Genomic DNA, 22,331 nt, shown 5'->3' on the forward strand with positions numbered 1-22,331 from the left:
TGAGTTTTTCGCCGTCGTAACAACAATGCCTGCGGCTGCGCCATGCTACGACTTAGGTGGGGTTTCCTTTTCAGGTTGCGCAGGTTCGGCAATTTCCCGGTCGGGGGTGAGTGTGCGCGGGGCGCGGGCAGGTCGGGCTGCCGGCGAGTGAGGCTCGCGGGCCGTCGTAAAACAACCCATCAACAGGAAAAGCCCCGGCAGGAGCAGCGCGTAGGCAAACCAGCGTTTCATGTCGGCAAAGTACACAATTTGCCCGCAAGCAACTGGTTATTGCTTGCTAGTTAGGGAGTAAACGGATTGGCAAAACGCTTGTCCTGCACAAACGTCGTGTCCGTCAGCGTTTTCAAGAAGGCCACTAGCTGCCGTTTCTGAGTGGCCGAGAGGCTGAGCTGGCTGCTAAACGGCACATTGGTAGCATCCAGCATATTGGGGTCGATGTTGGGGCTTTGACGCTGGACATGGTCGCTGTAATGATCCACCACTTCCTCTAGGGTAGTGAAGCGGCCATCGTGCATGTAGGGGGCTGTGAGGGCAATATTGCGCAGGGTAGGCGCCCGAAATTTGCCGTTGTCGAATGCCTGCTGGGTAGCCTGCCCGCGGCCATTATCCGCGAAGCTGAGGTCGAGGCCGTTGTTGAAAAAGTCGCGGGCCGTAAACAGTGTGCCGCCGTGGCAGTGGAAACAGTTGGCCCCCGCAATGCCGTGGCTAGGCTCGGGGTGGTTGTTGAACAGCAGCAGGCCCTGCACCTCATCGGGGGTCAGCACCGACCGGTCGCCTGCAAAGTAGCGGTCATAGCGGGAGTTGGCCGAAATCAGCGTGCGTTCAAATTGTGCCAGTGCCTTTAGCGTGTTTTCCTCCGTAATAGTTTTCGAGCCGAAAGCCTTCAGAAAGAGGGGAGGGTAGAAGTCGGTTTGCTGGAGCTTGGCCACGCCCGCGGTCAGCGGCTGGTGCAGCTCTACCTCGTTCTCAATGGGGATGCGAGCCTGCGTTTCGAGGGTCGAGGCGGCGCCGTCCCAGTTTAGGGTAGTCTCCCATAATAGGTTGGTGAGCGACATAGCGCCGCGCGGATGCTGCCGCCCGTCCACGCCCAGCGCCCGCGCCCGGCCGTCGGTGAAAGCCTTGCTCTGCTGGTGGCAGGAGCCGCACGACATCGAATTATCACGCGACAAACGCGTTTCGTAAAACAGCATTCGGCCCAGCGCTACGCCTTCGTTGGTGAGCGGATTATCCGTCGGGATGGTAGGGTTTTGCGGAAAGGTGGCCGGCAGCGGCAGCGCATACGGGGTAGGCGCTATGATTGGGTCTTCCTCTTCCTCATCCATCGTACCTTTCGGGCTGCACGCCACGGCCAGTACCAGCACAACGGGCCAAAAACGGCCACGCAGGAAACGGAGTAATGAAGCCATGGGCGGGGTAGAAAGGGGCATGCAGTAAGCAAGATACACGATAAGGCCGCAACGTTGCGTGCCGGGCAAATGGTTTCGGGTTACCAATAGGAGGCAAGTTGTAGAACGCCTACCCCTGGCATTTGCGTATTTTGGGCGCACGTATGCGCTACCTTCCCGTTGCCTTCCTGCACGAATACCGGCCGCAGGTATTCTTTCTGTTACGCTGGCTGTTTCTGAGCGCCATTATCGGATTGCTAGCCGGCACGGCCTCGGCGGGGTTTCTGGCAGCGCTGGCCTGGGCCACCGAGTGGCGCGAGCTGCACCCTTGGATTATCTGGTGGCTACCAGCGGGCGGCCTGCTCATCGGCCTGATGTACCACTACCTGGCAGGTAGGGCCGAAAAAGGCAACAACCTGATTCTGGATGAAATCCACCAGCCGCAACACACGCTGCCGCTGCGCATGGTGCCGCTGGTGCTCCTGGGCACGGTACTCACGCACCTGTTTGGCGGCTCAGCGGGCCGCGAGGGCACGGCCGTACAAATGGGCGGCACCCTCGCCGACCAGCTCATGCGTCCGCTACGCTTACACCGCCGCGAGCGGAAATTGCTGCTCATTGCGGGCGTCAGTGCTGGTTTCGCGTCCATTTTCGGTACGCCGCTGGCCGGGGCGGTGTTTGGGCTGGAAGTTTTTCTGATTGGCCGCCTGCGCTACGATGCCATCCTGCCCAGCTTCCTGGCCGCCATCAGCGCCGATTATGTAACGCGCTGGTGGGGGCTGTATCTGCCCGATGTACATGGCCTTGGCCACACGCACTACCCCCACATGGTAGCGCCCACGGCCAGTGTGCTAGGGCTGCTGAGTGCCGCCGCGGCGGGCATCGCCTTTGGGCTGGCAGGTCGGGCATTTGCCTCTGCTACGCACTTGGTGAGTGGTTTCTACAAAAAGCTGATTGCCTACCCACCCCTGCGCCCGGTGGTAGGCGGGGCCGTGGTGGCGTTGCTGGTGTGGATGCTAGGCACCACGCGCTACATCGGGCTAGGTGTGCCCGTAATCGTCGAGTCGTTCAGTGTGCAGTTGCCGGCGTATGCGTTTGCGCTCAAAATCCTGCTCACGGCGCTTACGTTGGGCGCCAGCTTCAAAGGGGGCGAAGTGACGCCATTGTTTTTTGTGGGCGCTACCCTGGGCAACGCCTTGGCGCTGCTGCTGCCGCTGCCGTTGCCACTGCTGGCGGGCATGGGGTTCGTGGCAGTTTTTGCGGGCGCGGCCAATACGCCCTTAGCCTGCACTCTTATGGGGCTGGAGCTATTTGGGGCCGAAGGAGGGCTGTACATCGGCTTGGCGTGCGTGGTAAGCTACCTGTTCTCCGGGCACCAGGGCATCTACAGTGCCCAGATAGTGGGGGAAAGTAAACACGGACTTTGGGGTAGGCAAACGGGCAAGCATTTGCGGGAGCTGTAGGGAGTGGTGAAGTGGTGAGGTTGTGAAGTTGTGAATGAAAACCTCTGTCATCCTGAGCTTACGAAGGAATTTATGTCAGTTGAACAAGTCGTTGTTACGTCAGTCGTTCACACGTGAGAAGATCCTTCGCAAGCTCAGGATGACAGAGGTTTTCATTCACAACTTCACAACCTCACCACTTCACCATTTATTTCACCAAATACTTCGTCTGCTTGAAGCTGTACCCAACGGCTAGCACAATGCGGCCAGCGCTGGCGGGGTGGTCGGTGGTGGCGGTGTAAACTGGGAGTTGCACGCTGGTATTCAGGGAGAAGTTCTTATAGTACACATCAAGGCCGGGGCCGAGTAGGGCGTCGTTCATCTCGTGCTCGTGCGTGAGCTGACCGTCCAGCATTTCGCCCTTGGTGCGCTCGTAGTAGAACTGCGCCGAGGGATAAACCTGCCAGTTAGGCCCCAAGGGTAGGCGGTAGAACAGGGTAGCAAAATTGGTGGCGCTAGGCGCGATGCTGTTCTGGAAGCTGTTGCGGGTGGTGCGGCGGTAGCTGGCATTCACGCTCAGCCCGAAGTTGTGCAGGCTACCGATGTAGTTGGCGTACACAAACCCATCCGTAGTGCCGGTGCCTACTTGGTTCAGCATAGCGTAGCGCTGGCCGGCGGCGTTGGTGCGGCGGTAGTCGCCCGTGGGCAGCTTCACGCCGCCGCCCACAATCAGGCGGCTCTGAATGCCCAGCGTCTCGATATTGCGGATGAGGTGGTAGCCTGCGAAAACCGTTACGTCGCCCACGCCGGCCACATTGAGTTGCTGGCCGTTGCTCTGGCTGGTGTTCATGACGTAGGGTACAAAGGCGTTCAATTCCAGCCGGCGAGCCAGAAAATACTTGCCGCGCAGCTCCACTACACGGTAGGCCTCATAGTCGGTAGGGTCGCCCTGGTGGTTGTGCTTGTAACCCGTGTCGGAGTTTGGATTCGATGGAACAAACGGCTGCACGCCTGCCGGAAACAGCCGGTGGGGCTGCCCAAGCAGCTGGTAGCCATTGAACACGCGGTAGCGGTGCATGATCGAAAAGCCGCTCTGGTTGTCGTAGGGCGTGATACCCATAAAGCAGCCGCAAATATCGCAGGCCCAGGTAGGCACGGCGAGTAGCAGAAACGCCAGGGTAGGCAGTACTATTTTATTCATGTGAAAAGCAAAAAGGAATGAAAGGCTGCTAACCTTGCAGCGGCAGCACGCGCTTATTGGCGCTCGGCCAGGCGGCGGTCCTGCAAAAACTCCGTATCGGTCAGTGTTTCCAGGAAAGCCAGCAAATCAGCTTGTTCCTGTGCCGTCAACGGGATGCCCAATTGACCACCCGGCTGGCGCAGCAGCGGGTCGAGGGTAGGGGAGGCCTGCACGCCGTGGTCGTAATGGGCCAGCACTTGGGGTAGGGTAGCAAAGCGGCCGTCGTGCATATAAGGCGCCGTTTTGGTCACGTTGCGCAGAGAAGGCACCTTAAACAGCCCCCTATCCTGCGCTACGTTGGTGATGTGCGCCCTCCCCGAATCGGCCGAAAATTCCCGGTCCAGACCGTTGTTGCGGTAGGTTTCGTCCGTAAATAAATCGGTGCTGTGGCAGGGCGTGCATTTCTGCGCGAGCAGCGCACGGCCGCGCAGCTCCGGTTCGCTCAACTGTCCGCCCGCTTCGCCGCGTACGTAGTGGTCGTAGCGCGAATTGGCGGAGGTAAGCGAGGCCGTAAACTGCGCCAAGGCCCGCAGAAACTGGTAGGAATCAATAGGCGACTTGCCGTAGATTTTCGCAAACCGGCGTTGGTAGTCGGCATCGGCATTGAGCTTTTTGAGCACATTGTCGAGCGTCTCATCCATCTCCACGGGGTTGGTGAGCGGGGCCAGCGGCATGGTTTCGAGATTTTTAGCCCCGCCGTCCCATAGCAACTCCCGGCGCCACCGTAGATTTTGTAGCGCCGGCGCATTGCGCGGACCCAGCAAGCCGTCTACCCCATGACTTACGCGGTGGTCGGCGTGCGCAAAGGCCACAAACTGCTGATGGCAAGAGCCGCACGACACGTCGCCGGTGCGTGACAGCCGTGGGTCGTAAAACAGCGTGCGGCCCAACTCAAATGTCGCCCGGTCGGGCAGATTGGTTTCCAGCGCGTAGGCGGGGGTAGGAAAGTTGCTGGGAAGCGTGTCGCCCGGTACAGCCTGCTGCTTTAGCACGTCCGCATCAGGCTGACAACCGGCCACCAGCAGCCCCGCCAGCCCCAGCAACGGGACCAGCGAGGCTGTCAGCATCCGCGAAATGGCCGTGCCCATTGCTAGTTTGCATGAATGTGCTCCACCGAGAACATACCCGCCGCGTAATTATTGGCTACTTGCACAGCATTGGCGCCCGGCATATGCGCACCCATAAACGTGCTCAATTGAATGGGTTGCGGGCCATTCAGCACCTTCAAAGCGTCTATTTTCAGGTGCAGCTCGGGGCTATGGTCGGCGCGCACCAATAGGTTGCTGCTCGGAAACGCCAGCTTCACAGTGCGTACAGCATTATAAGGTTTTGTAAAGCCGCCTACGTGCATCAAAAAGGCTTTGGCAGGGTAGGAACTGGAAGCCAATACGTTGCCTTCCATCTTGAAGAAAATGTAGCCCGTGTTCCAGTTCCAGAACATGTTGTTGTTCACGTCCAACGCGCCAGTTTGGGCGCCGGCTACATTGCGGGCACTATCCACGCCCACCACGAAGGATATACCAGTGTAGTCGCCGGTGGGTAAATCCTTCAGGTGCAGGTGTTTCGACTCAGCATCTGACTCCTGTACTAGGTAGTAGCTCTCAGGCTGGGCGTACTCCGTACCGTCGGCTTTTTGCAGTTTGACGTTGGAAATGTAGTAGTTGAAGCGAGAAATGGTGAACTGCTCGTTGCTAGCCGGATTGGTGTATGTAGTAGTGTTGAGAGCCAATGCTCTATTGCCCACTACATGCTCCATTTCAATATCCACTGTGCCTACAGCAGGCTGGGCGTCTTTTTCTTTATCGTTACAGGCAGCCAGAGAAAATACGGTAGCCACGGCGGCTACCCAAAAGGTAGGTAGGGAAAATTTCATCGGGAAACTTCTGAAAAGCAAATAGATAGTCGAGCGCACGCTCCTTGTAAGAAACGCGCAATGTTGCGCCTGCCGTATGACGACAGTACGCCCTATTCGAAAACTAAGCCCAGAAGCTTGGGGGATGAAAGATGCCGTGTTCTGGCGAAAAAGTGTAGTGCACAGCTCGCCGCGGCGCAAACCGGCGCGATACGACAGCATAAAAAACCTGTCGTGCAACGTGTACACGCAGCAAGGGTAGCGCCTCAAACTTAAGTTTGACCACGGCGCCATTGGGCGCTTTGCCCTCCTCGTCGGCGGCCTTGCGGAGCTGTTTGGCCAAATGACATTTGCCGTTACAATGGAGCTGTGGCCGGGCTTTGTTCACGCAGAACAGCTTTGTAATCCGCTCCTTGTGTAGCTGATAATCCACTACCCGCAGCTCCTGACTGAACGTCTGGAGCAGCACCAAGGCAGTGAGAAAAACAGCAAACCAACGGGTCATACAGGCAAACAGAGCAGTAGAAACAGTCGTAAAGGTAGGTACGCCGCAGTAAAAGCAAAGCAAAACAGGAGGATCTGCTTTGCTTTTCCGAAAAGCTGCCGACAGCCCGATAGCCTTCTAGAGCGCGATGAACTGAGCTGCCTGCTCACGCAACAGCTGCATGTATAGCTCATGGCTCAAGGTGCCGTTCTGCGTAAGGTATTGGTCGATGAAGGGTAGGCGCACGCGGGTAGGAAGCACCACTGTGCCCAGGTACATCAAAATATCCGTGAGGTGGCATAGCGCCAGCGCACCGCCTTGCGCACCGGTTCCCAGGCCCACCACCGCAGCCTTCTTGCCGCGGATACCGCCAGGGTAGGGAAGGCCATCGATGAAACCCTTCAGTGCCCCCGGCAACGACGCGTTGTATTCGGGCACAATAAACACCAACTTCTCGGCCGCAGCCGCTTTGGCGGCCAACTGGTTGAAGCCCGCATGCTGGCCGGTATTCGCATAGAGGGCCGTCTCGATGAAATCGGCCGGCAGCTCTGCCAGATCCAGCAGTTGGTAGTCTGCCCCTAAATCGGCCAATAGTTGGCCATACAGGTCGGCTACTAGCCGAGCGCGGGAGTTGGGCCGATTGGTGCCTGCGATAATGGTAATCATGCGCGTAAAGAAACGAGAGAAAGCAAAAAGGCGAAGTGGAATCCCACTTCGCCTTTCCGTACAGTACAACCGCGCTGCCTACGATAGGTTATTCGAGGTAGCCTTGGCGGCCAAAAATTCGCGGTTCAGGATAGCAATGTTTTCCAGCGAAATGCCCACTGGGCACTCTGCCGCGCACGAACCGATGTTGGTGCAGGCACCAAAACCTTCCTTGTCCATTTGTGCTACCATGTTCTCCACACGCGACTTACGCTCCACGTGGCCCTGGGGCAACAGCGCCAGCTGCGACACCTTAGCCGACACGAACAGCATGGCGGAAGCATTTTTGCAGGCCGCTACGCACGCGCCACAACCGATACAGGTAGCCGCCTCGAACGCCCGGTCCGAAATTTCTTTCGGAATCGGAATTTCGTTGGCGTCGGGGGTACCACCCGTGTTGATGCTGATGTAGCCGCCGGCCTGAATGATGCGGTCGAAAGCTGAGCGGTCTACGCTCAGGTCTTTATTTACGGGGAAAGAATTGGCACGCCAGGGCTCAATGGTGATGGTATCACCGTCGCTGAACTTGCGCATGTGAAGCTGGCAGGTAGTGGTGCCCTTCTCCGGTCCGTGTGCCCGCCCATTGATGAACAGGTTGCACGATCCGCAAATGCCCTCACGGCAGTCATGATCAAAGGCTACCGGCTCCTCCCCTCTATGCAGAAGGTCTTCGTTGAGCACGTCCAGCATCTCCAGAAAGGACATATCCGGCGAAATATCTTTCACCTGATAATCCACAATCTTACCCTCCGAGTTACGATTCTTTTGCCGCCACACCTTTAAAGTGAGGTTCATCGGCTTGGCGTTGGGGTTACTTCCGGCCATTTTATTGTTGGCTATTAGCTGTTAGCTGATGGCTGTTAGCTCTTGTGGACTATAACCCTATCAGCATATCGCTAATAGCTAACAGCCAGTGGCTAACAGCTCAATAAATTACTTATAGCTGCGTTGCGTGAGCTTCACGTTCTCGAAATGCAACTCTTCTTTGTTTAGTCTCTCCGGCTGATTTTCACCTTGGTATTCCCATGCTGCCACGTACGCGTAGTCGTCATCGTTGCGAAGGGCTTCACCTTCGGGCGTTTGATATTCCTCACGGAAGTGACCACCACAGCTTTCGTTGCGGTCCAGTGCATCGTCTACCATTAGCTCACCCAATTCCAAGAAGTCGGCAACCCGGCCAGCGCTTTCCAGCGTTTGGTTGAGGTCAGCGTTTACACCCACCACTTTCAGGTCAGACCAGAATTCACGCTTAAGCTTCTGAATTTCGGCTTTGGCATGACGCAAACCTTCGGCAGTGCGGGCCATGCCGCAATACTCCCACATGATATGGCCTAGGGCTTTGTGGAATTCGGTAGGGGTGCGCGTGCCATTAATGCTCATCAGCTTGTCGATGCGCGCCCGTACGCCGGCTTCGGCCTCGGCAAAGGCAGGGTCCTGCGTGGTAACGGGAGTAGGCGGCGTTTTGGCGAGATAGTCGCCAATGGTGTACGGAATAACAAAGTAGCCATCGGCCAGACCCTGCATCAGCGCCGAAGCACCGAGGCGGTTGGCACCGTGGTCGGAGAAGTTGCATTCGCCAGCCGCGTACAAACCGGGTACCGTGGTTTGTAGGTTATAGTCTACCCACAGACCACCCATGGTGTAGTGCACAGCGGGGTAGATGCGCATAGGAAGCTCGTACGGATTTTCGCCCGTAATCTTCTCATACATCTCAAACAGGTTACCGTATTTAGCGGCTACCCAATCGGCGCCGTTGCGCTTGATGCTGTCGGCAAAGTCGAGGTACACGGCTAGGCCCGTAGAGCCTACGCCACGACCTTCGTCGCACATCATCTTGGCGTTACGCGAGGCTACGTCACGAGGCACGAGGTTACCAAAAGCAGGGTACTTACGCTCCAGGAAGTAGTCGCGGTCAGCTTCTTTGATATCAGCCACGCGAATCTCTCCCTTGCGTAAACGCTCGGCAGTAGCCTTCTCCTTGGGCACCCATACGCGCCCGTCGTTGCGCAGCGACTCCGACATCAGCGTCAGCTTCGACTGGTAGTCGCCCGATACAGGAATGCAGGTAGGGTGAATCTGCGTGAAGCAGGGATTAGCGAAGAAAGCACCTTTCTTGTGGGCACGCCATGCGGCCGTCACGTTGCAGTACTTGGCGTTGGTGCTCAGGTAGAACACGTTGCCGTAGCCACCCGTTGCCAGAATTACGGCGTGGGCAGCGTGGGTTTCGATGTCGCCGGTAATCAGGTTACGCGTTACGATACCGCGGGCCTTACCGTCTACTACCACCAGATCCAGCATTTCGGAGCGGGTGTACATTTTTACCTTACCGTAGGCAATCTGACGGCTCAGGGCCGAGTAGGCACCCAGCAACAGCTGCTGTCCGGTTTGGCCACGAGCGTAGAACGTACGCGACACTTGCGCACCACCAAAGGAGCGGTTGGCCAGTAATCCGCCGTACTCGCGGGCAAATGGCACACCCTGCGCCACGCACTGGTCGATGATGTTCACCGACACCTGCGCCAGGCGGTACACGTTGGCTTCGCGGGAGCGATAGTCTCCCCCTTTCACCGTGTCATAGAACAGGCGGAACACGGAGTCGCCGTCGTTCTGATAATTCTTAGCAGCATTGATGCCCCCCTGTGCAGCAATGCTGTGCGCGCGGCGGGGCGAGTCGTGGAAGGAAAATGCTTTCACATTGTAGCCCAGCTCCGCTAGAGAAGCGGCAGCCGAGGCACCTGCCAAGCCAGTACCCACCACAATGATGTCGTACTTACGCTTGTTAGCCGGGTTCACCAGCTTCACGTCAAACTTATGCTTGTCCCACTTTTCAGCTATAGGACCATCGGGAATTTTTGAGTCCGGAAACATTACTTTAGCGCTAAGTTAATGGAATCAACCAAGGGCGCTACCGACGAAATCGGCTCGCCCTGTCCGTTGGTGAAGAAGAAAAAGTACAGCGGCATAATGGCGAAGCCCGCGCACACGATGATGGAGAAGGCGTAGCCAATAGCCTGAATGGCAGGCGTATACTTGCGGTGCGTGAGCCCCAACGTTTGGAAGGCGCTTTTGAAGCCGTGCAGCAAGTGGTAGCAGAGCGCTACCTGAGCCAGCACGTACAGAGCCACGTACCACCACTGATGAAAGGAGCTTACTACCAGCGTATACAAGTCGTCGTTGTTGTTGATGTCGGGGTCCAGCTCGCCGAAGCGGGCACGGTAGAAGAAGTTGTATAAATGCACCAACAGAAAGATGAGAATGATGGTGCCCAATAAGGCCATATTGCGCGACTGCCACTTGCTATTCTGCTCTGAGTGGTTCGATACGTACCCTACGCTGCGCGCGGCCTGGTTGCGGCGCCACAGCGTGAGCGACTCGTAGATATGGAAACCGAAGCCCAACAATAGCCCCCATTCTAAGGTGCGGATAAGTGGGTTGGTGCCCATGAAGTGGGAGTAAATGTTGAAGGCAACGCCATCATCATTCTTAAATAGTTGCAGGTTGCCAATCAGGTGGACAACAAGGAAGGAGCACAGGAATAAGCCCGTGATGGCCACAATGATTTTGCGACCAATGCTGCTGGAAAATGTTTTACTAATCCAACTCATTTAAAAGCTGCGAAATGGTTTGCGAAGGTGATGTAATTGCAACGGCCAAAGGTACACCCCGACCTACTAGGAAACAATCTAGATAGGGGTTTCATCGTTCATGAATCTATCCGGAGCTACCGCCGTTAGAATCCTGAAACCATTTCACAACACCAGTGGTCCTACATTTGTTGGTTTCCTACCGGATTTTTCCTGATATTCTCCTACTCTTCTTCCCGCTCTCTAAGCTGTTCACTATATGATCCTTCCGCTACTCTGCTGGGGCCGCAGGCTATTTCTGGGGCTTATATTAGCTTTTATGCTGTTTCTGGGCTTGGGGCCGCGTGCGCAAGCGTCGCACATTCGGGCCGGCGACATCCAGGCGAAGTCTGATACCACGGCTGCCCGCAACCCGCGCCGCATCTTTTTTAAGATGATTTTGTATACCAACCGCGGTTCATCGGTGAAGGCAGAAACGGCCACTTTTTTCTTTGGCGATGGTACGAGTATCAAGGATGTACCTCGAACTGGTTTCGCGCAGGTTTCAGCGGATACGGACATCAACGTATTCTACTTCGAACACACCTATAACGCCCTTGGGCAGTATAATGTAAGCTACGTAGGAGAATATCGTAACAACGGTATTCTGAATATGGCGGGGCGTACGGATACGTACGCTTTTTATATTACTACCCGCGTTACGATCGACCCATCACTGGGCATCAACCGTTCACCAGTATTAAAGGCACCGGCTATTGATAAAGCTGCGGCCAACCAAGTGTTTCTACATAATCCGGCGGCTTTCGATGCCGATGGCGACTCGCTGGTGTACAGCTTGCAACCCAGCCAGCGCACCCAGGCGCTAGTGGAGGATTTGATTAACGTATTCAATAATGTGGTAACGGCCAGTGTTATTCCTGGCTTTCAATATCCTAATATTCGGGATGCGCCAGGAGTGCAGGTACCATACATTGGCGCTAGTGTGGGCGCTAAGTCCATCTTCACCATCAACCCTAATACGGGCCAGCTCGTGTGGAATTCGCCTAGCTCGTCTGGCCTGGGTGAGTATAACGTCGCTATCGAAATACAGGAGTGGCGGCGCGTGGCAGGTGCGCGGCCGCGCCTGATTGGCCGCGTAGTACGCGACATGCAGATTACGGTAGTGCCCGGCACTAACCTGCGCCCTGAAATAACGATTCCGCGCGACATCTGCGTGGTGGCCGGCACCACGGTGAACGGTGTTGTGACGGCCACCGATCCTGACCGCAACCCAGTGGATTTATTTGCTTATAGCGGAATTTTTCCGCCGGCTACCTTCCGGCAAACGGCCCTCGGTCCACCTACGGCAACCGGTACTTTCCAGTGGAATACTGAATGCAACGACGTGCGCCGCGACCCCTATTTGGTAACGTTTAAGGCGCAGGACCGACCCAGCAGTGGCAATACTCCCTTGATCGACGAGAAGGTGTGGAGCATTCGGGTGGTGGGGCCGCCGCCGCAGAATTTGCAGGCGCAGCTCATCAGCGGCAGCGGAGCGCGGGCTACCCTCACCTGGGACCGGTACATCTGCCAGCAGGCCAGCCAAATCCTGATTTTTCGGAAGGAAGGACCGTCGAACTTCAACCCCGATTCCTGTACCACAGGTATACCGGCCGGCCTGGGCTTTGTGCAGGTAGGGGCAGTAGGGGCCAACCTGAGCTCGTTTGTGGATGATAACAACGGGCAGGGATTACAGCGGGGCAAAACATATTGCTACCGCATCTACGCCGTATTCCCGCTGCCCAAAGGCGGTGAGAGTATTGCTTCGGCCGAGGCCTGCGTGACCATCTCCGGCCGCTCGGCGCTGCTGCGTAACGTGACAGTGGACCGCACCGATGCCAACGGGCAAATAACGGTGCGGTGGTCGAAACCAACCAGCAGCGCGGGTTTCTCAGAGCCTGCCGGCTACCGCTTGTTCCGGGCTACCGGGCAGAGTGCCAACCCTACCCAGCAGGTATTTACGACCACCAACCTGAACGACACGGTGTTTGTAGACACTGGCCTAAATACCGTAGGTACGGGCTACAACTACCGGCTGGAGTTCTTCACGGCGGCGTCTACCACCCCCGAGTCGGTGGGGCCGGCCAGTAGCGTACTGCTAGCAGGTAGGCCCGACCAGGGTACCGCCGGCAATGTGCTGAACTGGACCTATAATGTGCCTTGGAACAACGCGCTGCAACCAACCGTCATTTTCCGGCGTGAGCAGAATAGCACCACTTTCACGCAACTTGCTACCGTAACGGGCACGGCCACCGGCGGCACCTACACCGACCGAAGTGTGACGTCGGGACAGACGTATTGCTACTATATGCGGACCAACGGCTCGTACAGCGGTGCGGGCCTACCCACCAACCTGATCAACCTGAGCCAGGAGCTGTGCATTCGGGCGGTGCCGTGCACGCCGGTGCTCACGCTTCGCTCGCTCAACTGCGACAGCCTCAGCACGGTGGGCTCCACCTCAAACGGCGCTTTCCCGCCGACGGGCTTCACCTACACCAACCGTCTCACCTGGACACTGGATAGCAATAATCCGGCGGGCTGCAACCCCAGCGGCATCGTGTATTACCGCATTTTCTACCAGGCCACGGCTGAGGCGCCCTTCGCACTTATAGACTCCGTAACGACTATGAGTTACGTGCACCGCAACCTACCCTCCTCTGCGGGGTGTTACCAAGTGCAAGCCGTAGATAACATTGGGCAGCGCAGCAACCTCAGCAACCAAGCTTGCGCCGAGGACTGCCTATTCTTCCTGTTGCCTAACATCTTCACGCCTAACGGCGACGGTGTGAACGACACCTTCGTGCCGAAGATTTCTAGCCCTGTGCGACGCATCACGTTCCGGGCGTTCAACCGCTGGGGTGTGAAGGTGTACGAAGGTAATCAGGACCCACGCATCAACTGGAGTGGTGGCGGCAATGTGGGCGAGGGTAGCAGCACCCCGCGCTTAGCCGATGGCATGTATTTCTACCAAGCTGAGGTAGAGTTCCTGGATTTCAACAATACCAAGCGCACGTATAAGGGTTGGGTGCAGATAAATCGTTAACTTGTAACCATCAGGTTATCAGTTAACTTTATCAGTCATCTTATCATGAACGTAAGCCTACTTACTTGGCGCAAAGGGTTACCACTCGCAGTGGTAACCCTTTTTATTTTGTGGTTACTACCGCTGGCCACTTACGCCTCACATATCCGGGCCGGCGACATTCAAGCCAAATCCGATACCACACCCGCCCGCAACCCGCGCCGCATCTTCTTCAAGATGGTGCTGTATACCAAACTACCGAGTCGTGATGTGGCAGACCAGCCCAATTCTACTTTCTTCTTCGGCGATGGTACTAGTATAGATGTGACACGGGTAGGAAATGGAACCGTTATTCCTTCTGCGCCCAATACCAAAATCAACATTTATTACTTCGACCACATTTATAATGCGCCAGGGCAGTATGCAGTCAGCTTCATAGGAGAGTATCGCAACAAGGAAGTGCGAAATCTGAGCAATCCGGATATGCAGGCGTTCTTTATAAGCACTAGTATTACCATTGATCCGGCGTTGGGCATCAACCGTTCGCCCGTGCTCACGGCTCCAGCCATCGACCAGGCCACTGCCAACCAAGTGTACTTGCACAGTCCGGCTGCGTATGATGCGGATGGTGACTCACTGGCTTTTAAGCTGCAGCCTAGTAGGCGGGCCACTAGCGGGGGCGGGGTAGTAAGTGCGAGTACCGTACCCGGCTTTCAGTATCCCGATATATATGATACCAACGGCCGGCAGGTAGCCTACTTGGGTAATCCGGTCGGCGACCGATCCTACTTTCGGCAGGACATCAATACAGGATTGATTGTGTGGAACGCACCAAGTAGCCAGAGCATTGGTGAGTATAACTTTGCCTTTGTGGTGGAAGAATGGCGGCGCACGGCCGGTGCTCGCCCCCGGCTTATTGGCACCGTTATCCGGGATATGCAAATTGTGGTAGGACCCAGCACCAACCTGCGGCCCGAAGTGACCATTCCAGAAGACATTTGCGTGGTGGCGGGCACTACTGTGAATGGCGCCGTGACGGCCACCGACCCCGACCGTAACCCCGTGCAGCTGTTTGCTTACGGCACGTTTCCGCCCATCACGTTTCAGCAAACGGCCACGGGGCCACCCGCGGCGCGCGGCACGTTTCGGTGGGTGACGAGCTGCGAAGACGTGCGCCGTGACCCCTACCTGTTTACCTTTAAAGCCCAGGACGTACCCGCTAGCGGCAACCCGCCGCTGATAGATGAAAAGATATGGCGGGTGCGCGTGATTGGGCCGCCGCCCCAAACCTTGCAGGCCCAGCGGCAGGGCACCAGCACACGGGTGGTACTCACCTGGGACCGGTACCAATGCATGCAGGCCAGCCAGATGCTGATTTTCCGGAAGGAAAACCCGTCGGATTTCACCCCCGGTGACTGTCAGACGGGCATCCCGGCTGATGCGGGCTACACGCAGATTGGAGCTATTGATGCGGGGCTGAGTTCTTTCTTGGATGACAACAACGGCCGGGGCTTGGAGCGTGGCAAAACGTACTGCTACCGCATCTATGCGGTGTTTCCGCTGCCCAAAGGCGGCGAGAGCATTGCCTCTGCCGAAGCTTGCGTCACGCTGGATGGTACCAGCACTCTGCTCACTAACGTGACGGTAGACCGTACTGCCACCAATGGGCAGGTAACTGTGAAGTGGACGCTGCCTCTCAACCAGACGGGCTTTACGGCGCCGGCAGGCTACCGCCTCTACCGGGCACCGGGCCAAAATGTGGCAGCTACTTCCGCTACCTTCAAACAGGTATTCAATACCACTTCTCTCGCCGAAACCACCTTTGTGGATGCGGGCCGCAACACGGTGGATAGTGCCTTCACCTACAAGCTGGAGTTTTTCAGCCGCGACAACACCAGCGCCAACGCTGCCGAAATCCGGGAGACGACGGCTCCGGCCTCCAGCGTGCGTCTGTCGGGTAGGGCCGATGAGGCCGCATCCGGCAACGTGCTGACTTGGACCTACAACGTGCCCTGGGACAACACCCGGCAGCCTACCACCATCTACCGCCGGGCACCGGGCAGCCCTACCTTCACGCTACTGGCTACCGTGACGGGCACTGCCACTAGCGGCACCTACACCGACCGAGGCACGGCGGCCAACCCCCTCGTACTGGGCGAAACCTACTGCTACTATGTGCAGACCAACGGCTCTTACGCCTCGCCTAACATCACCAACCTGCTGAATGCCAGCCAGGAAATATGCGTGGCGCCAGTGCCATGCCGGCCCATCCTGACCCTGCAAACTACGAACTGCGACAGTCTGGTGGCCAATTTGTACGCGCTGCCTGCTACCATTATCGGACCTAATCAGCGCTACACCAACTACCTAAGCTGGCAATTGGATACTAACTCGCCACCCAACTGCAACGTGGCCGTAACCGGGTACCAAGTGTACTACCGTGGCCCCGAGGCAACAGCCTATCAGCTGCTGGCTACCACCGTAGAGCCCCGCTACGCGCATGTGGGCCTCGCTACCGTATCGGGGTGCTATCAGGTGCGGGCGGTGGGTAGCAACGGCGAGCTGAGCGCCTTCAGCAACGAGGCGTGCAACGATGAGTGCCAGCTGTTTCTGCTACCCAATATCTTCACGCCCAACAACGACGGCGTGAACGATACGTTTCGGCCGAAAGTGACCAGTAGCCTGCGCCGCACACATTTCACCGCCTTCAACCGCTGGGGCGTGAAGGTGTATGAGGGCGACCAGGACCCCTTTATCAACTGGGACGGGGGCGGCAGTAGCGAAGAACGCAATAGCGGCCCCCAGCTTTCGGATGGTATGTATTTCTACCTGGCCGAGGTGGAGTTCAATGACCTGAGCCGCACCAAGCGTACCTACAAAGGCTGGGTGCAGATCAATAGGTAGGGTGGCCTACCTATTAAATAGCAAAAGGCGTGGACCAAGCTGGTCTGCGCCTTTTGTTTTTCTTTGCGGTATGATGAAGAACCTTCCGGCCCTTCTGCTGGGGCTTGCATGCGCATTAGGCAGTTGTCAGCGTACCGAAACCACTACCGATATGCCCGCCACTACCGCCGACACCGTAACTGCCGATTCGGCTGCAACACCCGCCACTACCTCCGTGCCGAATGCGTCTATTAATACTGAGGCCGCCGCCCGCACGGCCGTGCGTGACTACGTGCAGGAACTACCTAACCGCACTGTGTACCAGGTCGATTCGGCCAGCGTGGTAGAATCTGATGCGCAGTTTCAAGTGTTGGTACCGCGCACCGACTGGGCCGGCCGCATGCCCAACAAAGCCGCGTTCAATGTGGACAAGCAAACTGGCGTCGTATCGGTGCAGCCCGTGAAGTAAGCGCATCTTGTCATTCCGAGCGAAGCGAGGAATCTGAGTAAGCAACAGAAGGGCTATTCAGATTCCTCGCTTCGCTCGGAATGACAATCAATGACAATCAGAATCAAATCAACAACCCACTCCCACCTTTCTCCAATGAAGGCAGTTATTTTCCCCGGTCAGGGTAGCCAGTTCAGCGGCATGGGCCGCGACTTATACGAGCAGCACGACGAGGCCAAAGCGCTTATGATGCAGGCCAACGACATCCTGGGCTTCTCGCTCACCGACATCATGTTCTCGGGCTCCGATGAAGACCTGCGCCGTACCGACGTTACCCAACCCGCCATTTTCCTGCACTCCGTGGTGCAAGCCGCCGTGCTACCCGACCTCCGGCCCGACATGGTAGCCGGCCACTCGCTGGGCGAGTTCTCGGCTCTGGTAGCTGCCAAAGTGCTGACGTTTGCCGATGCCCTGCGGCTGGTAGCCCAGCGCGCCCAGGCCATGCAGGCCGCCTGCCAGGAGCAGCCCGGTACCATGGCCGCCATCCTCGGCCTCGACGATGATACCACCGTGCGCATCTGCCAGGAAATCACGGAGGCCGGCAACGTGGTGGTGGCCGCCAACTTCAACTGCCCTGGTCAGCTGGTGATTTCCGGTTCGGTGCGCGGTATCGAGCTGGCCTGCGAACAGCTGAAAGCCGCCGGCGCCAAGCGTGCCCTACCTTTGCCGGTAGGCGGGGCCTTTCACTCCCCGCTGATGCAGTCGGCCGAAGCGGCGCTGGCCGAGGCCATCGAGAAAACGACCTTCTCGCCCGGCATCTGCCCCGTGTATCAAAACGTGGACGCCGCCCCCCACACCAACCCCGACGAAATCCGCCAGAACCTGGTGCGCCAGCTCACCGCCCCCGTCCGCTGGACGCAGAGCGTGCAGCGCATGGCCCAGGACGGCGCCACCGAGTTCGTAGAATGCGGCCCCGGCAAGGTGTTGCAAGGCCTGGTGAAGAAGATTGCACCAGCAGTGGCGGTGGCTTCAGTGTAGTAGGGTAGGAAACAATAACAGATATAGAAAATCCCAGCAGTAATTACTGCTGGGATTTTCTATATCTACTTAGGGAAGAATATACAAACCTGATTTTCTGACTAATTCTAGTAAAGGCTGTATTTTTTCGAAATCATTATACCAAATAATATTGGTCCAATCGAACTCTTCACTATAAACTGCAGAATATTCAGGCAATAGCAGATCATAGCTATGCCCGGTACTCCAAATCTGGTTTCTAATATTGCATCTTTTATATAAATGTTTTGAGTCATTTGGCTTATAGAAAACAATGCGATAATTGTTTTTGTGTCGCCATAAATATATAGTTGTCAGCTTATAAAACTCGGTTACTACGTTTTCTAATCTGCTTCGCCAAGCAGCCAATATGGTTGGATTAGTTTTATAAATTTTTTCGCATTCATCTTTACTTAACCATTTTTCAAAAATACTAATACATATTCCATGATATAATTCCCTGTCTTTATACAGCTGCTTCTTTATTTGTGGAAGATTTCTCTTAATTGATGATAACTCATGTTCTGTCAACTTTTTTATCATAGAAGATGCAAAATATTAAAAAGGAATTTTAATTAATATGTATTTATAGAATCTGTTAGCTGATTCGCTTCACCCCTAACGCATCTCCACACCCCGCCAGCAACTCCGCTACCGTCCTACCCAGCCCCGGATGCACTACCTCCGGCGCAATTTCCGCCAGCGGCACCAGCGCGAAGCGGCGCTCCGGCAGGCGCGGGTGGGGCACTTGCAGGGTAGGGGTATCGATGATTTCCTGCCCGTAGAGCAGAATATCCACATCCAGGGTGCGGGCGCCCCAGCGGATTTCGCGGGTGCGGCCGGCTTGCTGCTCTACCTGTTGGCAGATGGCGAGCAGCGTCTCAGGCGGCAGCAAGGTAGCTACGGCTACGGCTTGGTTCAGAAATGCAGGTTGGTCAGTGAAGCCCCAGGCGGCCGTTTCGTAGAGGCTGGATTGGGCTACTATGGGGCCGGCGGCTTCGTGCAGCTGTGCGACGGCGGCGCGCAAGGTTTCCTGCCGGTTGCCGAGGTTGCTGCCGAGTAGGAGGTAGGCGAGGGTAGGCATGGGTAGGAGCGCCTTGCAGGCGCCCGTGGCTCGGGGGCTATAAAATTTGTCGGGAGGGGGAGGCGTCGTTCAACGACGGGCGCCTACAAGGCGCCCCTACCGCAGAAAGGCAATGGTTTCGTCGGCTATGCGCTGGGCATCGACGGGCAGGGTCGTTTCTTCCCAGGGGTGCCGGCCGCCGAAGACGTGGTTGGCGCCGGGCACCACCACCAGCTTGGCGCGGGGCTGCCACGCTTGTAGGTCGTGGGCCATTTGCACGGGCAGGGTTTCATCCTGGTCGCCGTGAAGCAGGAGCAGGGGCTGGCGCAGGGTGCGTACCAGGGTAGGGATGTCGAGGCGGGTCTTGTTGCGCTGGTAGTCCTCGGCCAGCTGGTAGTAGAGCGGCATGCGCTGGCCGGTGCGGGCGTTGTCGATGTACTGTACGCCATCGGTTTGCCAACGCTGCATGAGGTCGGGGCTCCAGCGCTGGTCGATGTCGTTGATGGCGGCCCAGCCAACCACGGCCGTCACGCGGGTGTCTTCGGCGGCTTTCAGCAGCACCAAGCCGCCGCCGCGGCTGTGGCCGATGAGGGTGAGGCGCGTGAGGTCCAGCTCGGTGGGGGGTAGGGGCGTGGCGCCGGGCGTGTGCAGCGCGTCGAGCAGGGCGCCTAGATCGTCTAGCTCCAGGCTGAAGTTATTGTGCCCGAAGGCTTCCATATCCTCTAGGTCGCCGCTGCCGCCTACCACCACGCCGTTGTGTGAGAGGTTCAGCTTGATGAACACAAAGCCTTGCCGGGCAAAGTAGTCGGCCAGTACATTGAAGTGGCCCCAGTCCTTGAAACCCTTAAAGCCATGCACAAACACCACCACTGGCTTGGCTTGCCCAGTGGGCAGGTAGCGGGCATCGGCCGCAAACGGGCGCGTGTGGTTGGGGCTGCGGAGCAGAAAATCGGCGGAAATAGGAACAGAAGAAGCCATAGAAGCGAAGGTACACTGCAACTAAGCAATAAAGTGGGTTACCATTTTTTGAAAATGACATAGACGGCTGCTACCAGCAACGCAAAGCCTACCACATGATTCCACCCTAGCTTATCAGTTTTAAAGACGAAGACGGCGCATAGTGTAAATACAGTGAGCGTCACAACTTCTTGAATCACTTTGAGTTGAAATAGACTGAACGGCCCCCCGTTTTCAACAAACCCCAAACGGTTGGCCGGCACCTGAAAGATGTACTCAAAAAGAGCCAATCCCCAACTCACCAGAATAACGCCCGTGAGCCCCAGCTTAGCGAACCAGGGTATTTTCTTGAACAAATGCAGGTGGCCGTACCAAGCAAAGGTCATGAATAGGTTGGAAACAGTGAGTAGCACAAGAGAGGTGATTCCACGCATAGAAGAGAGGAAAAAAAGAGGAATGAGAGAACAAAGAGGAGCTTACGGCTGCGGTGTGCTGTTTATCTCCGCGATACACATACGATTGATCTGATAGAGAAAGGCACTATATCTCATCGTTTTTCCCCGTATCATTGCAGCGCCCAATTTGCCCGCATGAAAGTAACCCTGGACGAGATACAAGCCCCCATTGCGGGCGAAATGGTAGAGTTTGAACGCAAATTCCGCCAGTCCATGAAGTCCAACGTCCTGCTGCTGGACAAAATCATGGGCTACATTGTGAAGCGCAAGGGCAAGCAGATCCGGCCCATGTTCGTGTTCTTCTCGGCTAAAATCTGCGGCGGCGACCCGCTGCCCGAAGCCACTTTCCGCGGCGCGGCCCTCATCGAGCTGCTGCACACGGCTACCCTGGTGCACGATGATGTGGTGGACGAATCGAACTACCGCCGCGGCTTTTTTTCTATTAATGCGCTCTGGAAGAATAAGATAGCCGTGTTGGTGGGCGACTACCTGCTTAGCAAGGGCCTGCTGCTGAGTCTGGAAAACGACGATTACGCCCTGCTGAAAATTGTGAGCAACGCCGTACGCGAGCTGAGTGAGGGCGAGTTGCTGCAAATCGAGAAAGCCCGCCGCCTCGACATCACCGAGGACGTATACTTCGATATCATCCGTCAGAAAACCGCCTCGCTGATTGCCTCCTGCTGTGCTGTGGGCGCGTCCTCGGCTGGTGCCGATGCGGCTACTATTGAGCAAGCCCGCTTGTTTGGCGAAAAGGTAGGCATCGCTTTTCAGATCAAAGACGACCTGTTCGACTACGGCACGGCCGAAATAGGCAAGCCGGTGGGCATCGACATCAAAGAAAAAAAGATGACACTACCGCTCATCTACGCCTTGCAACAAGCCGACTGGCTCACCAAGCGCCGCGTGATTTACAACGTCAAAAACAACGACGGCCGCAAAGACCGTATCCAGGCTGTTATCGACTTCGTGAAGCAATCGGGTGGCCTCGACTACGCCATCCAAACCATGCAGCGTTACCGCGACGAGGCCTTGCAGCTGCTCTACACGTTTCCGGCGTCGCCGGCCCGCACGTCGCTGGAACAGTTGATTAACTACACTATCGAGCGGAATCACTGATTATCTGAACCACGGATTCGCTCGGATTTTCCGGATTCCACGGATTTTGTGAACAACCTAAACCGTACGAAAACAAAAAGCGCTTCCCATTTGGGAAGCGCTTTTTGCTTGTAGTCGTCCACAAAATCCGTGGAATCCGGAAAATCCGAGCGAATCCGTGGTTTAGACAGACTACCGCAGGTCTTGCTCGGGCTCGGCTACCTGGTAGCTCACTTTGTCCGGGGCTACCTCGCTCACGTTGAATAGCACACCATCAAAGGTGCTGTCTACCATTAGCTCGTGGCGCATACCGCAGTTGTGGCATTGGATTTCCTCGATTTCATAGCCTTCGGCGGCTGTTTCGGGCTGGCCGGGGGTAGGGGCATCGGGAGCGGGCACGCCAATGAGGTCCGTAAATACCTCGGCGTGGCACTTATTGCACTCAAATTTGAGGCCCACGGCGCGGCCTTGCAGATCGGAAAGGGAGGCACGCTCGTCGGCTTTTTGTTGAATCCACATAGGGAGGTTGGTTTGGTTTTGGAGTAAAAGGGCGGTATAGCCTTAGTGTACGCGCAGAAGGCCCTGTTAAGTTGCCAGAAACCGTGTGATGACCGCCAAAGT

Annotated in this window: 21 protein-coding genes; 6 read left to right on the top strand and 15 right to left on the bottom strand. The window is 56.6% G+C overall.

Annotation, left to right across the window (positions count from 1 at the left end):
- Positions 1–45: 45 nt before the first annotated feature.
- Together H8B15_RS12745 and H8B15_RS12750 are read right to left on the bottom strand one after the other, a co-directional pair.
- Positions 46–231: a hypothetical protein gene (locus tag H8B15_RS12745; protein WP_187320068.1), complete on the bottom strand. Its 186-nt coding sequence runs from the start codon at positions 229–231 to the stop codon at positions 46–48.
- 50 nt (positions 232–281) lie between these two features.
- Positions 282–1,427 carry a cytochrome-c peroxidase gene (locus tag H8B15_RS12750; protein ID WP_246455451.1) on the bottom strand — a complete coding sequence of 382 codons (1,146 nt, stop codon included), beginning with the start codon at positions 1,425–1,427 and terminating at the stop codon, positions 282–284.
- 122 nt (positions 1,428–1,549) lie between these two features.
- On the opposite strand from H8B15_RS12750, the gene H8B15_RS12755 reads away from it, so the two are divergent.
- Positions 1,550–2,848, top strand: coding sequence for a voltage-gated chloride channel family protein (locus H8B15_RS12755; protein ID WP_187320069.1), 1,299 nt, complete (start codon positions 1,550–1,552; stop codon positions 2,846–2,848).
- A 187-nt stretch (positions 2,849–3,035) separates the two neighbouring features.
- On the opposite strand, the gene H8B15_RS12760 is transcribed toward H8B15_RS12755, so the two are convergent.
- The 8 genes from H8B15_RS12760 to H8B15_RS12795 form a co-directional block, all read right to left on the bottom strand.
- Positions 3,036–4,028, bottom strand: a complete 993-nt coding sequence (locus H8B15_RS12760; protein WP_187320070.1) for a transporter family protein — start codon at positions 4,026–4,028, stop codon at positions 3,036–3,038.
- A gap of 53 nt (positions 4,029–4,081) precedes the next feature.
- Positions 4,082–5,155, bottom strand: a complete 1,074-nt coding sequence (locus H8B15_RS12765) for a cytochrome-c peroxidase (RefSeq protein WP_246455455.1) — start codon at positions 5,153–5,155, stop codon at positions 4,082–4,084.
- A gap of 2 nt (positions 5,156–5,157) precedes the next feature.
- A complete protein-coding gene (locus H8B15_RS12770; RefSeq protein WP_187320071.1) occupies positions 5,158–5,940 on the bottom strand; it encodes an MbnP family protein in 783 nt (260 codons plus the stop codon).
- A 103-nt stretch (positions 5,941–6,043) separates the two neighbouring features.
- The gene (locus tag H8B15_RS12775) at positions 6,044–6,424 is read right to left on the bottom strand and encodes a hypothetical protein (RefSeq protein ID WP_187320072.1); all 381 of its coding nucleotides are present in this window, start codon (positions 6,422–6,424) and stop codon (positions 6,044–6,046) included.
- Between the two features lie 117 nt (positions 6,425–6,541).
- Positions 6,542–7,069 (bottom strand): NADPH-dependent FMN reductase, encoded by a 528-nt coding sequence (locus H8B15_RS12780; RefSeq protein ID WP_187320073.1) that lies wholly within the window; start codon positions 7,067–7,069, stop codon positions 6,542–6,544.
- A 78-nt stretch (positions 7,070–7,147) separates the two neighbouring features.
- Entirely contained in the window at positions 7,148–7,903 is a 756-nt protein-coding gene (locus H8B15_RS12785) for a succinate dehydrogenase/fumarate reductase iron-sulfur subunit (RefSeq protein WP_185284202.1), read from the bottom strand.
- Between the two features lie 138 nt (positions 7,904–8,041).
- Positions 8,042–9,976: a fumarate reductase/succinate dehydrogenase flavoprotein subunit gene (locus H8B15_RS12790; protein WP_187320074.1), complete on the bottom strand. Its 1,935-nt coding sequence runs from the start codon at positions 9,974–9,976 to the stop codon at positions 8,042–8,044.
- Positions 9,976–10,713, bottom strand: coding sequence for a succinate dehydrogenase cytochrome b subunit (locus tag H8B15_RS12795; protein WP_187320075.1), 738 nt, complete (start codon positions 10,711–10,713; stop codon positions 9,976–9,978). The genes H8B15_RS12790 and H8B15_RS12795 overlap by 1 nt, the downstream gene beginning before the upstream one ends.
- Before the next feature lie 298 nt (positions 10,714–11,011).
- On the opposite strand from H8B15_RS12795, the gene H8B15_RS12800 reads away from it, so the two are divergent.
- From H8B15_RS12800 to fabD, 4 genes are all read left to right on the top strand, one after another.
- Positions 11,012–13,774 carry a T9SS type B sorting domain-containing protein gene (locus H8B15_RS12800; protein ID WP_187320076.1) on the top strand — a complete coding sequence of 921 codons (2,763 nt, stop codon included), beginning with the start codon at positions 11,012–11,014 and terminating at the stop codon, positions 13,772–13,774.
- Between the two features lie 108 nt (positions 13,775–13,882).
- Positions 13,883–16,657, top strand: a complete 2,775-nt coding sequence (locus tag H8B15_RS12805) for a T9SS type B sorting domain-containing protein (protein WP_187320077.1) — start codon at positions 13,883–13,885, stop codon at positions 16,655–16,657.
- A gap of 70 nt (positions 16,658–16,727) precedes the next feature.
- Positions 16,728–17,105 carry a hypothetical protein gene (locus H8B15_RS12810; protein WP_187320078.1) on the top strand — a complete coding sequence of 126 codons (378 nt, stop codon included), beginning with the start codon at positions 16,728–16,730 and terminating at the stop codon, positions 17,103–17,105.
- A gap of 135 nt (positions 17,106–17,240) precedes the next feature.
- A complete protein-coding gene (fabD, locus tag H8B15_RS12815; protein WP_187320079.1) occupies positions 17,241–18,122 on the top strand; it encodes an ACP S-malonyltransferase in 882 nt (293 codons plus the stop codon).
- A 69-nt stretch (positions 18,123–18,191) separates the two neighbouring features.
- On the opposite strand, the gene H8B15_RS12820 is transcribed toward fabD, so the two are convergent.
- From H8B15_RS12820 to H8B15_RS12835, 4 genes are all read right to left on the bottom strand, one after another.
- Positions 18,192–18,683 carry a hypothetical protein gene (locus H8B15_RS12820; RefSeq protein WP_187320080.1) on the bottom strand — a complete coding sequence of 164 codons (492 nt, stop codon included), beginning with the start codon at positions 18,681–18,683 and terminating at the stop codon, positions 18,192–18,194.
- A gap of 55 nt (positions 18,684–18,738) precedes the next feature.
- Positions 18,739–19,224 (bottom strand): 2-amino-4-hydroxy-6-hydroxymethyldihydropteridine diphosphokinase, encoded by a 486-nt coding sequence (gene folK / locus H8B15_RS12825; protein ID WP_187320081.1) that lies wholly within the window; start codon positions 19,222–19,224, stop codon positions 18,739–18,741.
- A gap of 96 nt (positions 19,225–19,320) precedes the next feature.
- Positions 19,321–20,181 (bottom strand): alpha/beta hydrolase family protein, encoded by an 861-nt coding sequence (locus H8B15_RS12830; protein WP_187320082.1) that lies wholly within the window; start codon positions 20,179–20,181, stop codon positions 19,321–19,323.
- A gap of 38 nt (positions 20,182–20,219) precedes the next feature.
- Positions 20,220–20,594, bottom strand: coding sequence for a DMT family protein (locus tag H8B15_RS12835; protein WP_187320083.1), 375 nt, complete (start codon positions 20,592–20,594; stop codon positions 20,220–20,222).
- 156 nt (positions 20,595–20,750) lie between these two features.
- Between H8B15_RS12835 and H8B15_RS12840 the strand changes: the two genes are divergently transcribed.
- Complete coding sequence (locus H8B15_RS12840; protein WP_187320084.1) at positions 20,751–21,731, top strand: polyprenyl synthetase family protein; 981 nt, start codon at positions 20,751–20,753, stop codon at positions 21,729–21,731.
- Between the two features lie 171 nt (positions 21,732–21,902).
- Here the strand turns inward: H8B15_RS12840 and H8B15_RS12845 are convergent, their stop codons facing one another.
- Positions 21,903–22,229, bottom strand: a complete 327-nt coding sequence (locus H8B15_RS12845; RefSeq protein ID WP_187320085.1) for a hypothetical protein — start codon at positions 22,227–22,229, stop codon at positions 21,903–21,905.
- Positions 22,230–22,331: the final 102 nt, after the last annotated feature.

Source organism: Hymenobacter citatus, assembly GCF_014333615.1.
Taxonomy (GTDB): Bacteria; Bacteroidota; Bacteroidia; order Cytophagales; family Hymenobacteraceae; genus Hymenobacter; species Hymenobacter citatus.